The following is a 12,265-nucleotide window of genomic DNA, read 5'->3' as shown; positions in this document are numbered from 1 at the left end:
GGCACCTCGCGAGCGCGGCCACCGGGCCGGACGAGGCCGTGGCCGCCGAACTGGAGCGCACCGCGGCCGAGGCGGGGCGGCGCCGCGGCCACACCGCCGCGGCGACCGCCTACGCGCGCGCCGCGCAGCTCAGCTCCACCGAACCCGCCAGGGTGCGCCGGCTCGTCCTCGCCGCCGAGGCCGCGGCCGAGGCGGGGGAGGCCGACCGGGCCCGGTCCTTCGCGGCCCAGGTGTCGACGCCCCCGGACGACCCGGACCTGCGGACTCGGCTGGTCCTCGTCGATGCGCTCGCCCGGTTCTCCCAGGGCCGGGCGGGCGAGGCGCACCGGCTGGTGCTGGACGCCTCCGCCGGGCTGCCGCCGGAGCGGGCGCGGGAACTGTTGCTGGAGGGCGCCTACTTCGGCTGGTTCGCGGGCCGGCGGGAGCTCGCCGAAAGCGCGGACCGGCTCACGGGTTCCGGTCCGCTGCACCGGTTCGTGCAAGCGGCGATCTCCGTCCTGCTCGACCGCGAAGTCGCGGCCGACCTGGCGTCTCTGGGAGAACAGGTGGGGCGCGAGGCGGCCGGTCCCGACGGGCTGCTGCTCGTGTGCGGGCTCCAGCAGGTGCTGGGGCAGGACGGCGCGGTGCTCTCGCTCGCCACGAGAGCTGTGGCGGACGCCCGGGCGGAGGGGCGCATCGCGCGGCTGCCGAACCTGCTGTTCCTGCTCGCCGAAGCCCAGCTCGCGGTCGGCCTGCACCGCGACGCGGTCACGTCGTCCGCCGAGGCCGACCGGATCGCCGAGGACATCGGCCAGCGGCAGTGGCGGGGCCTGCATGCGAGCGTGCTGGCCCACGTCGCCGCCATCGAAGGCGACGAAACCCGGTGCCGCGAGCTGGCCGCCGCGGTGCTCGGTGCCCACGACGGTCCCGGCATCCCGCGCGCGAACTGGGCGATGGGCGTGCTCGACCTGGGGCGGGGCCGGGCGGCGGTCGCGCTCGCACGGCTGGAAGCGCTTGCCGCGTCCCCGGCGCGTTACGGCCTGGCGGCCCGTAGCGTGCCCGATCTCGTGGAGGCGGCGGTGCGGGTGGGCGAACCGGGGCGGTCGGAAAGCGCTTTCCGGTGGTTCACCGGACGGGCGCGCGGCATGGGCCAGGCCTGGGCCGACGCCCTCGTCGCACGCTGCCGGGCGCTGCTCGGTCCGGAGGACGAAGCCGAGCAGCACTTCAAGACCGCGCTCGGACTGCACGAGGCCGACCGCAGGCCGTTCGAGCAGGCGAGGACCGAGCTGCTGTACGGGGAGTGGCTGCGGCGGGCCCGGCGCAAGGCCGACGCGAGTACCCACCTGCGCTCGGCACGCGAGACGTTCGAACGTCTGCACGCCGCGCCGTGGCTCGCGCGGGCGGAGGCCGAACTCGTCGCGACGGGTGTGAGCGGCAGTGGCGGCACGACCACGGCACCCGGCGCACTGTCCCGGCTCACCCCGCAGGAACTGCAGATCGTCCGCCTCGCCGCCAGTGGACTGTCCAATCGGGACATCGCGGCGCAGCTGTTCCTCAGCCCCCGCACGGTGGGGCACCACCTGTACAAGGCGTATCCGAAGCTGGGTGTGCGTTCGCGGGGTGAGCTGGCGGAGCTGCCGCTGCGGGATCCGGGGGAGGGCTGAGCCCGGTCGCTTACGGTCGTGCCGGGAAGAACGTGCCGTCGGAAGGCCCTGGCGAGAGCGGGCTCGCGGTGATCGTGCGTTCGATGGCCGCCGCGCAGTCCCGCAGGCGCGGGAGGATCGAGCCGAACAACGTGTCGTCGGTGACCTGGCCCGTGTGCGTGCCGATCGTGACCGCCGCGACCACCTCGCCCGCGGTGTCGCGCAACGGCACGGCCACGCTGCGCACCCCGCGTTCGAGCTCCTGGTCGAGCAACGCCCACCCCCGCTCGCGCACCTCCGCGATCAGGCCCGCGAGCTCACCGGGGTCCGTGACGGTGCGGTCGGTGTACCGCACCGGGGGAAACCGCTCGAAGTACTCGGTGAGCGCCGCGGGCGGCAGGCCGGACAGCAGCGCGCGGCCGACCGCGGACGCCGCGGCCGGCACCCGCGTCCCGGGCGCCAGCCTGATCGTCATGACGCGGCCGACGGCCGCACGGGCGAGGAACACCGCCGCCTCGCCCTCGAGCACGGCCAGCGAGCACGAGTGGTCCACCGCATGGGCCACGTCCTCCAGGTAGGGCTGCACCATCTCGGGGAAGGTCTGGGACGCGATGGTCGCGTACCCCAGTTCGAGGACCTTCGCCGTGAGCCGGTACTTCGTGCCGGTGCTCTCGACGTAGCCGAGCGACTCCAGCGTGCGCAGCAGGCGGCGGGCGGTGGCGCGGTCGAAACCGCACGTCGTCGCGACCTCGGTCACCGACAGTTCGGCGCGCTCGGCGGAAAAAGCCGTGAGCACGTCCAAGCCGCGGTCGAAGGTCCGCACGAACGGACCGCCGCCACCTTCCGCCACGCCGTGCCTCCCTCGCCGTCAGCTCCTGGCCTGCTCCGCCATTCCACCACGCCGCTCGCCGGCCGGGTGCGGTTGCCGGGTTTCGGGCCCGGCGAGCACGGCACCGGCCGACACCAGCGCCGTGCCGACGACGAACACCCCGACCGCCCAGTACGAGCCGGCCAGTGCGAGCAGTGCCGTCGCGATCAGCGGCGTGAACCCGGCGAGCGGGTCGGAGGCGGAGCGGGCGAGGTTCACCCCGCTGTTGCGCACGCGCGGGTCGAACATCTCCGCGAGGTAGGCCCCCGACACCGACAGCGCGATCTTGATGCCGATGCCGTAGACCAGCACGAGCGCGAGGACGACGAGCACCGGTTCGCGGGTCTGGAGCAGCCAGAAGAACGGGAACCCGGCCACCGCCACGAACAGCAGCCCGGTGAGGAACACCGGCTTGCGGCCCCACCGGTCCGCGCAGCGCCCGGCGAGCGGGATCACGGCGAGACCGGTGAGGTTCGCGGCCATGACCCCGGTCAGCGCGGGGCCGGAGGACATGCCGAGCGTGCCGGTGCAGTAGGAGATCGCGAACACGTTGAACACCTGGCTGCCCACGGCGTCGGTCGCGCGGGCCAGCGCGGCGAGCACGACGTGCCGCCGGTGCGTCCTGAGCAGTTCGCGGATCGGGTTGCGCACGATCGCGCCGGCGGACTTCAGCTCGGTGAACTCCGGCGATTCGTCGACCCGCAGCCGGATGTACAGCCCGACGAGGACCAGCGCGAACCCGACGAGGAACGGCACGCGCCAGCCCCACGCCAGGAACTCCGCCTTCGGCAGCCCGGACAGCGAGGCGAACACGCCGGTGCCGAGCAGGATGCCGAGCGAGACGCCGAGCGCGGGCATGCTCGACAGCAGACCGCGGCGGCGGGCGGTGGAGTGCTCGGCGCTCATCGTGATCGCCGTCCCGTACTCCGCGCCGGCGCCGATGCTCTGCACCAGCCGCAGCAGCACCAGCAGGACCGGCGCGAGCGCGCCCACCTGGGCGTAGGTCGGCAGCAGGCCGATGCCGCCGGTCGCGGCACCCATGAGCACCAGGCACAGCACCATCACGTTCTTGCGGCCGAGGGTGTCGCCCCAGCGGGCGAGCACCACGCCGGCGACGGGGCGCAGCACGAAGCCGATCGCGTAGGTCGCGAACGCGGCGAGCGTGCCCGCGAGCGCGCTGGAGGACGGGAAGAACAGCGAACCGAAGGCCAGGGAGGTGGCCGTGCCGTAGATGTAGAAGTCGTACCACTCGAGCACGGTGCCGACGAGGTTCGAGGCGATCGCGCGGGTGCGGGCGGAACTGGTCATCGTTGACCTCCGGGGTCTAGGCGGTGCGGGGAAGCCGGGGCTGGGCGGGGGAATCGACGATCGCGCCCTGCTCGCGCAGCAGGGCCTGGAGCCGGTCGGCGGGCACGGCACGCGGAGGTACGCCGAGCTGGGTGGCGAGTGCGGCCGCGACTCCGGCGGCCTGTCCTGTGGCCATCGCCGTGCCCATGTGCCGCACCGCGCCCATCGCCGCCTGCGTCGCGGACAGGCACCGCCCGGCGACGAGCAGTCCCTCCACACCGCGCGGCAGCAAACTCCGGTACGGCACCGAAAACGGGGCGGGCGGTTCGACGAGCGTGAGCCCGTTGGTGTTGTCGTGCACGTCGAGCGGTCCACCGGCCTGGGCGACGGCGTCGGGGAACTGCCGCCCGCTCAGCACGTCGGACTCGGTCAGCAGGTGGTCGCCCACCACACGCCACGTCTCCCGCACCCCGATCCACGGCGCGATCGCCGACAGGTGGGCGTTTTCGAAGCCGGGCACCTCGCGACGCAGGAACGACAGCACCCTGCGCACCTGTTCGCGTCCGGCGATTTCCGCCCGCGTCAGCTCCTCGCTGTCCGAACCGTCCAATCCGGACACGCGGGTCATCAGGATGAACGCGTCGTGCCCGGAAGGGGAGCTGACCAGCGACAGCAGCTGCTGGGCCAGCTCACCCGCCGCCACGCCGAGCCTGGCCAGCCGCCGCTTCTCCTCGCGGGGCAACGCGCGGAAGCGGTATATGTCCACATCGGACAGACGGGCCATCATCGTCATCGGCTGGCGCTCGTGCCTGCCCTGCGGGTTCTCGACGGCGCAACCCGCTCTGCGGCACACCACGGCGTCGGCCGTGGCGTCGACGACCACCCCGGCACCGATCGCCTCGGGCGCGTACCGGCCCTGGACGACCAGCCCGCGCACCGATCCCTCGGAGACCACCGGGTCGACGGCCTGGCTGTGCAGCCTGACGTCGAGCCCGGCTTCCGCGGCGAGGTCGTCGAGGACCAGCTTGAGGACTTCCGGGTCGAACGGGAAGGTCCGCACGCGCAGCGGGTTTTCGCTGGCTTCGGCGAGGACGTACGGGGTGAACCCGGTCGCGCCCCCGGCGTCGACGAGCCGTCGCGTGATTTCGTGGCCGATGCCCCCGGCCACCAGTGCCGTGCGCCAGTAGAAGCCCATGAAGCTCGCCACCATCGCGCCGGTCGCGGTGCCGCCGAGGAACGGGCCGCGCTCCACGAGCACCGTCCGCGCCCCGGCCCGCGCGGCGGCGACCGCGGCGCAGAACCCGGCGGGTCCACCGCCGGCGACCACGACGTCGGCGCTGGTGGTCACGGGAAGTTCGCGTGGCGGCACGGTGACGGTGTGCTCCGTCGTGAGTTCCGGTAGTGCGGTCATGCGTGTTCTCCTTGCGAGAGCCGGTGGATCGTTTCCGCGGCGTGCCGCACGGCGAGTGCGGACCAGCCGCCGTGCCCCGCGGCGTCGCCGACCGCCACGACCGTCTTGCCGGGAACGACGCGCCGCGGGCTGAGCGCGTCGGAGCCGTTGACGGACACGAGGATCGGGCCGCGGGCGGGAATGGCGGTGTGCCGCCCGGAGGCGTGCTGGACGTGGATGCGATCCGGTTCGACGGCGGTCGGTACGGATTCGAGGACGAGACGGACTCGTGCCGAGGCGCGGAGCCGGGCGAGCGGGAGGATCTTCGCCCGCGCGCCGACGTCGTGCGCGGGCTCGGGTTCCGCGCCGATGAGCGTCACCCGGGCGCCCGCCGCGAGCAGGTGGTCGGCCACGGCGGTGCCGTCGCGGTCCGCGCCCCACACGACGTACTCGTCCTCGAGGTCGTGGTCCTCGGCGAGCCAGTCGCGCAGGTGGTGCACCCGTCCGGCCGGGGCACCGGGCAGTACGGGGATCGAGCGCGGTGTTCCGGTGGCGAGGACGACGATCTCCTCGGGTTGCGCGGCGATTTCGGCGGGGGAGAGGGCGTTGCCGAGTTCGACGGTCACCTTCGCCGCGGCCAGTTCCTCCGCGTACCAGTCGAGGATGCGGTGGTACTCCGGGTACTCGTGCAGCCGCGAGGCGAGGCGCAAGGCCCCGCCCAGTGCGGGGGCGCGCTCGACGAGCCGCGTCGGGTGCCCGTTCGCCGCCGCGGTCCTGGCCGCTTCCAGCCCGGCGGGCCCACCGCCGACGACGAGGACCGGCGGGCGTGCGGCGGGCCGTACCACCGGCAGTGGTCCGGCCGCCTCGGGTGCCACCGCACAGCCGACGGGTTCCCCGGTGCGCAGCGCGTCGGTGCAGTAGTTGCACGCGATGCAGGGGCGTGGCGTTTGTCCACTGAGGACTTTGCGGGTCCACGACGGGTCGGCGTGCAGTGCGCGGGCGACCGTGACGAAGTCGGCCTGTCCGAGGGAGAGGATCCGGCTCGCGGTGGCTTCGTCGGTGATGCGGCCAGAAACACCGACCGGCGGGCCGAGCACGCGGAAGCCGGCGGTGGTCTCCGCGTGCAGACCCTGCGGCAGCTCACCGGGCGGGGTGATCCACTGGCCCGCCTCGTAGCAACCCGCGGAGACGTCGACGAAGTCCAGTGTGGACGCTCCGGCCCTGCGAAGGATGGCGATGGTGGCCTCGGCGTCCAGGCCGTCCGGTACGCCCTCGTAGGCGGAGATGCGGATGCCGACGGCGAGTTCCGGCACCGCGGCACGCACTGCGGTGAGGACCTCACCGAGGAAGCGCGCGGGATCGGCGTACTCGTCGGTGCGCCGGTTGGTCCTGGGGGACAGGAACTGCGAGAGCAGGTAGCCGTGTGCGGCGTGGACCGAGACCACGTCGGCACCGGCTTCTGCGCTGCGGCGCGCCGCGTCGGCGAACCGGGTGACGAGGTCGGCGATGTCGTCGTGGTCGAGTTCCAGCGGGAGGTCGCCGTCCACGACCTCCGCGACGACCGGGGACGGGGCCACCGGCGTGTACCCGCTGACAGCCGCCTTCGCCAACCGTCCACCGTGGACCAGCTGCATGCCGAACAGCGCCCCGCCCGCGTGCGCGGCGTCCGCGAGCCGCCGCAGGCCCGCGATCCGCGAGTCCTCGTCCACGGCGAGCTGGCGCGGGCGCACCCGCCCGTCCGCACGCACGAAGGCGGCCTCGGCGTAGACGAGCGCGGCGCCGCCTTCCGCCACGGCGGCGACCCGGTCCACGTAGTGCTCGGTGGGACTTCCGTCGTGGCGGCAGTAGTTGCGCTCCATCGGCGCGGCGACCACGCGGTTGCGGAGTGTCGCCGGGCCCAGCCTGAGCGGCGTCGCGGTGTTCACGGGACCTCGATGAGGATCTTGCCGACCGCCGCGTCGCCGTGGTGCGCGAGCGCGAACGCCTCCGCCGTGCGGGCCAGCGGCAGGCGGTGGGTGACCAGGTCCTCGGCCAGTGCCCGGTGCCGCCGGACGAAGTCGATGGCCGCCGGGAACAGCGCCCGGCTGTTCCGGCTGCCGACGAGGTCGAGTTCCTTGTAGGGCAACAGGTTCATCGGCAGCCGCGCCTCCGCCGCGGAGATCCCGACGGTCACCACCCGCCCGGCGCTGACGACGAGGTCGAGCGCGGTGGCCAGTGCGGCGGGCGCGCCGGTGGCCTCGACGACGACCGAGGGCCCCTCGCCGCCCGCCCACTCGGCGAGCGCCGCCCGTTGCCGGGGGTCCGGCCGCCCGTCGACCGCGGTGGTGAACTCGGCGCCGAAGCGCCGGGCCCGCTCGGCCCGCGCGGGATCGCGGTCCAGCGCGGCGACCCGCGCGCCCCGGTCCGCGAGTGCCCGCGTCGCCAGCAGCCCGATGGGTCCGCAGCCCAGCACGAGCGCGAACGCTTCCGAGGGCGCCAGCGAGCGCTCGACGGCCTGCAGGGCGATGGCCGCCGGTTCCACCACGGCCGCCGTCGTCGCGGACAGGCCGGGCGCCGGATGCGCGTGGGCGGCCGGTACCACGACCGCTTCGGCCAGCGCGCCGTCGAGGTGCACGCCGAGCACGGCGCTGCGGGCGCAGGCGTTCGCCCTGCCGGACTGGCAGGCGTGGCACCGGCCGCACGAGAACGCGGGCTCGACCACCACCCGCTCGCCGCCGGCCCAGCCGGTGATCTCGTGCCCCTGCACGAGCGGCAGCGACGAGGCCGGGTACTCGCCGGCCCAGATGTGGGCGTCGGTGCCGCACACCCCCACGCACTCCACCCGCACGAGCACCTGTCCTTCCCCGGCCACGGGCGCGGGGCGTTCGACGATCTCGACCCGGTTCGGGGCGGTGGTCACCGCGGCCCTCATGACTCGGGCTCCTGACGCACAAACGTTCGCATAGCGCTCGACTATGCGTCCTCAGGTCCGCGAAGGCAAGAGGCGTGTTTCACGGATCGCACAGTTGTGCGCTGGACGCTCGGCTGGTGTTAGGCTGCGGGCGTGAACGAAGACCCGGAGCTGGTGGCCTCCGTGGAACGCGGGCTGGCCGTCCTCGCGGCGTTCCGGCCCGATCAGGACGGCATGACGCTCAGCGAGGTCGCCAAGGAAAGCGGCCTCGACCGCGCGTCGGCCCGGCGTTTCCTGCACACGCTGGTGGCCAGGGGGTACCTCCGCGCGGACCGGCAGCAGTTCCGCCTGCACCCCGCGGTGCTCGAACTCGGCAACGCCTACCTCGCCGCGCTGCGCCTGCCGCGGCTCGCCCTGCCGCACCTGGCGGAGCTGTCCGCGCGCTTCACCGAGTCGGCGTCGATGGCCGTGCTGGACGGGGACAAGGTCGTGTACGTCGTGCACGTGCCGGGCAAGCGCCTGATGGCGCCCGTGGTCACCGTGGGCAGCAGCGTCGCGGCCCACCGGACGTCGCTGGGCCGGGTCCTGCTCGCCGGCAGACCGGACGGTGACCTGGCGAGTGAGCGGTTCGACGCGGCGTTGCGCGCGGAAATCGACGCGGCCCGGCGGGACGGCTGGTTCGCCGCTGAGGAGGAAGGTGTCCGCTCGGTCGCCGTGCCCGTCCGCGATGGGGCGCCGGCCACCGTGGCCGCCATCGGGATCTCCGCGCACGCCGACCGCGTGAGCGCTTCGGCGCTGGCGGAAACGCTGCGCCCCGCGCTCACCGAGGCCGCCGAGCGGATCGAGCGTGCGTACCGGGAGGAGGACGCCGGTGCCGATCGTTGAGCGCGTGCTGGCGAGGGTCGAGGTCGACGACCTTGACGCGGCGCTGGACACCTACCGCGCACTCGCCGGGACCACCGAGGTCAGGCGCTTCCGTTTCGGCGCGGTCGAACTGGCGTGGGTCGGCCCGTTCCTGCTGCTGGCAGGGGAGGCCGAGGAGCTGTCACGGGTGCGGAGGACGGCGACCCTGCTGGTGGCGGACATCGAGGCGGCGCGCGCCGCGGTCACCGCCGGCGGCGGTCAGGTCCTCGAAGGCCCCGGCGAGGGCCCGAACGGCGCCCGCATGATCGCCCGCCACGGCGACGGCGCGGTGTTCGAGTACATCCAGGCGGGCTGATTCGCGGGGCTTTCTCGGCCGGGTCCGGCTCCCCTCAGGCCGCCAAACCGCCGATCAGCAGGTCCACGACCCGCCTCGCGAGGTCGTGCACCTCGTCGGGTGGCTGGCCTTCGCGGCGGTGGTACCACATGTCCACCGCGTTCAGGTTGCTCAGCAGCGTCCTCGTCGCCAGGGCGGCGTCCACCCGGCGGAGCGAACCGTCCTCGATGCCTTCCGTGACGACACCGCGGAACAGGTCCTCGTAGTCGCTGCGCAGCCTGTTCAGCTCCGTCAGCGCGTCCCGCTGACGCGCCTTCAGCGCCGTCGAGCGCTGGTCCCGCACGCCCTGGTGCACGACGTGGTGGTAGGCCAGGTCCTCCATCAGGTTGATCTCGTGCGCCACGCACATCGCCACGAGCCGGTCCCGGCCGCTGCCCCCGCCCCGCGCGTGGGGCTCGACCCGCTCCCGGACGCGCCGCATGCCCTCCTCGTACACGGCGAGGTAGATGTCGAACTTCGAGCGGAAGTGGTAGTACACCAAGCCCTTCGTCGCCCCCACCTCACGCGCGATGTCGTCGATCGTCGCGTTGGCGAACCCGTTGACCATGAACGCCTCGGCGGCGGCGTCGAGGATCCGCTGCCACACCTCCGAAGCCACCTCTGGGCTCGCGCTCACCGTTGCTCCTCCCCTCGCGAAGACCGCCGCCATCGTCGCACGCCCGGCGCCCGGCGTTGACACGGCGAACGCGGGGCGCTTACCGTGATACTCGGTAGTATCGCAGGTAGACCGGCAGAAATTCCAGAGCAAAGTGGCTCACGGAGGGTCGTGGCGATGGCGAACGCGAAAGACCTGCTGCACGAGCTGGCGACGAAACGGGCCATGGTCCGGCTCCTGCCCGTCCTGGGCATCGCCTACTTCATGTCCTACGTCGACCGGACGAACATCTCGCTGGCGAAGACGTCGCTGGAGGCCGACATCGGCATCGGCGCGGCCGCCTACGGGCTCGGCGCCGGGCTGTTCTTCCTGACCTACGCCCTGCTGGAAGTGCCGAGCAACCTCGTCCTCTACCGCGTCGGCGCGCGGGTGTGGATCACCCGCATCGCCCTGACGTGGGGCGCGGTCTCGGCGGCGATGATGTTCGTGCGCAACGAGTGGTCGTTCTACCTGCTGCGGCTGCTGCTCGGCGCGGCGGAGGCGGGTCTGTTCCCCGCGATGATGTACCTGGTCACGCTGTGGTTCTCGCAGCGGCACCGGGTGACGATCGTCGGGTTCATCTACGTGGCGCCGTGTGTCGCGATCTTCCTCGGCGCGCCCGCCGGTGGCGCGCTGATGGAGCTGGACGGGCTCGGCGGCCTGCAGGGCTGGCAGTGGATGTTCCTCATCGAAGGCCTGGTCACGATCGCCGCCGGGGTGCTGGTCTGGTTCGCGCTGCCGGGGCGCCCGACGGACGCGAAGTGGCTCACCCCCGAGCAGGCCATCGAACTGAGCGAGCGCGCGGTCGCGCACGACGCCCCGTCGCCGGAACGGATCCGGGGCAACCTGCGGCTGGCCTTCGGGCGCCCGCCGGTGCTCGCGCTCGCCGCGATCTACTTCATCAACCAGGCGATCAGCTCCGGCGTGGGCTTCAACTACCCGTCGCTGCTGCAGTCGATCGGCATCAAGAACACGTTCCTGGTCGGGCTCGTCGCGGGCAGCGGCGGGCTCGCGGGGCTGGCCGGCGTGCTGTTCTTCCCGTGGCTCAAGCGGCGCATCGGCCACGAGGTGACCCTCATCGGTGTCGGCGCCGGGGGCACGCTGGTCATCCTGACGCTGTTCCTGCTGTTGCCGTACGCGCCGGTGCGCATCGTGCTGATCTTCCTGTCCAGCTTCTTCGCGCTCGGCACGCTGCCGTTGTTCTGGTCCGTCGCGATGTCCCGCATGTCCGGGCTGATGGCCGCGGCGGGGCTGGCGTTCATCAACACCGTGGGCATCACCGGCGGGTTTGTCGGGCCCTACGCCTACGGGCTCATCGAGGAGGCGACCGGCAACCTGCTGTCGCCGTACTACACGCTGCTCGTCGCGTCCGTCGTCGCCGTCGCGCTCGTGCCGGTGCTGGCGCGCACCCTCCGGCACCGCCGGGACGACACCGCCGCGCCGGTCGCCGTCGACCGGAGCGGGGCGGCGTGACCGCGCGGCGCGTGGCCGCCCTCGCGCTGGCGGTCCTGCTGTGGTGTGTGACGGGCGGGCAGGCGGTGGCGGGCGGTCCGCTGCGGTACGTGGCGCTGGGCGACTCGTCGGCGGCGGGCCCGCTGATCCCCGACCAGATCGACACGACGTGCCTGCGCTCGGACCGGAACTGGCCGCACGTGCTGGCCGCGACGCTGCACGCGGCGCTCACCGACGTGTCGTGCTCAGGCGCCACGACGGCCGACTTCACCGGTCGCCAGGCCGGGATCGTGCCGCCCCAGTTCGGCGCGCTGCGGCCGGACACGGACCTGGTCACGGTCGCGATCGGCGCCAACGACATCGTGCTGTCCTCGGCGTTCGTCGCGTGCGCGAGCCCCGGTGGCGTCCCGGCCCAGCCCTCGTGCCGGGAGCGGTACGACTCCGGCGGCGTGGACACCTTCGCCGCGAGGATCCGGGACACCGCCCCGAAAGTCGGTGCGGCGCTGAACGAGATCCACCGCCGGTCCCCGCACGCGAAGATCGTCGTGACCGGGTACCTGACGTACTGGCGCCCCGGCGGCTGTTTCCCCGCCGACCCGTACACGCCCGCGGACGCGAACTACATCCAGTCCAGATTGGACATGGTCGCGGGGATGCTGGCGTGGCAGGCCGTGACGCACCGGGCGTCCTATGTAGACATCCGGCTGCCCAGTGCGCGGCACGGCCTGTGTGAACCACCGGAGCGGCGTTGGCTGGAGGGGGCGACACCGTCGTCGCCCGCGTACCCCTACCACCCGAACGCCGAAGGCATGCGGCACGTGGCCGCGATACTGGCCGGCGCACTGGAGAACCGGCACTGACGGG

11 protein-coding genes are annotated in these 12,265 nt (G+C 73.3%); 5 read left to right on the top strand and 6 right to left on the bottom strand.

The features are described from left to right. A partial coding sequence (locus ABFX51_RS34010; RefSeq protein ID WP_346056210.1) for a LuxR C-terminal-related transcriptional regulator occupies positions 1–1,643 on the top strand: 1,643 nt, incomplete at its 5' end. Positions 1,644–1,653: 10 nt separating this feature from the next. Here the strand turns inward: ABFX51_RS34010 and ABFX51_RS34005 are convergent. Genes ABFX51_RS34005 through ABFX51_RS33985 form a run of 5 tightly spaced genes read right to left on the bottom strand, consistent with a single transcriptional unit; the run spans position 1,654 to position 8,078 of the window. Then, the gene (locus ABFX51_RS34005; RefSeq protein WP_346056208.1) at positions 1,654–2,472 is read right to left on the bottom strand and encodes an IclR family transcriptional regulator domain-containing protein; all 819 of its coding nucleotides are present in this window, start codon (positions 2,470–2,472) and stop codon (positions 1,654–1,656) included. An 18-nt stretch (positions 2,473–2,490) separates the two neighbouring features. Beyond that, the gene (locus tag ABFX51_RS34000) at positions 2,491–3,798 is read right to left on the bottom strand and encodes an MFS transporter (RefSeq protein WP_091505562.1); all 1,308 of its coding nucleotides are present in this window, start codon (positions 3,796–3,798) and stop codon (positions 2,491–2,493) included. 16 nt (positions 3,799–3,814) lie between these two features. After that, positions 3,815–5,188: an FAD-dependent oxidoreductase gene (locus ABFX51_RS33995; protein ID WP_346056207.1), complete on the bottom strand. Its 1,374-nt coding sequence runs from the start codon at positions 5,186–5,188 to the stop codon at positions 3,815–3,817. Then, positions 5,185–7,092, bottom strand: a complete 1,908-nt coding sequence (locus ABFX51_RS33990) for an oxidoreductase (RefSeq protein ID WP_346056205.1) — start codon at positions 7,090–7,092, stop codon at positions 5,185–5,187. Before ABFX51_RS33990 ends, ABFX51_RS33995 begins: the two co-directional genes overlap by 4 nt. After that, entirely contained in the window at positions 7,089–8,078 is a 990-nt protein-coding gene (locus ABFX51_RS33985) for an alcohol dehydrogenase catalytic domain-containing protein (RefSeq protein WP_346056204.1), read from the bottom strand. Before ABFX51_RS33985 ends, ABFX51_RS33990 begins: the two co-directional genes overlap by 4 nt. Before the next feature lie 132 nt (positions 8,079–8,210). Here ABFX51_RS33985 and ABFX51_RS33980 point away from each other — a divergent pair, with 132 nt between their 5' ends. Together ABFX51_RS33980 and ABFX51_RS33975 are read left to right on the top strand one after the other, a co-directional pair. Next, entirely contained in the window at positions 8,211–8,942 is a 732-nt protein-coding gene (locus ABFX51_RS33980) for an IclR family transcriptional regulator domain-containing protein (RefSeq protein ID WP_346056203.1), read from the top strand. After that, positions 8,929–9,276, top strand: a complete 348-nt coding sequence (locus ABFX51_RS33975) for a VOC family protein (RefSeq protein WP_346056202.1) — start codon at positions 8,929–8,931, stop codon at positions 9,274–9,276. The genes ABFX51_RS33980 and ABFX51_RS33975 overlap by 14 nt, the downstream gene beginning before the upstream one ends. 34 nt (positions 9,277–9,310) lie before the next feature. On the opposite strand, the gene ABFX51_RS33970 is transcribed toward ABFX51_RS33975, so the two are convergent. Then, complete coding sequence (locus ABFX51_RS33970) at positions 9,311–9,931, bottom strand: TetR family transcriptional regulator (protein WP_346056200.1); 621 nt, start codon at positions 9,929–9,931, stop codon at positions 9,311–9,313. Positions 9,932–10,087: 156 nt separating this feature from the next. Here ABFX51_RS33970 and ABFX51_RS33965 point away from each other — a divergent pair, with 156 nt between their 5' ends. Further along, positions 10,088–11,422, top strand: coding sequence for an MFS transporter (locus tag ABFX51_RS33965; protein ID WP_346056199.1), 1,335 nt, complete (start codon positions 10,088–10,090; stop codon positions 11,420–11,422). Next, positions 11,419–12,261 carry an SGNH/GDSL hydrolase family protein gene (locus ABFX51_RS33960; RefSeq protein ID WP_346056198.1) on the top strand — a complete coding sequence of 281 codons (843 nt, stop codon included), beginning with the start codon at positions 11,419–11,421 and terminating at the stop codon, positions 12,259–12,261. The genes ABFX51_RS33965 and ABFX51_RS33960 overlap by 4 nt, the downstream gene beginning before the upstream one ends. Positions 12,262–12,265 lie beyond the last annotated feature (4 nt).

The organism is Amycolatopsis dongchuanensis, assembly GCF_039542405.1.
GTDB classification, from domain to species: Bacteria; Actinomycetota; Actinomycetes; order Mycobacteriales; family Pseudonocardiaceae; genus Amycolatopsis_E; species Amycolatopsis_E sacchari.
The sequence above is the reverse complement of the archived record's forward strand: the minus strand, read 5'-3'. Positions and strand labels throughout refer to the sequence as shown.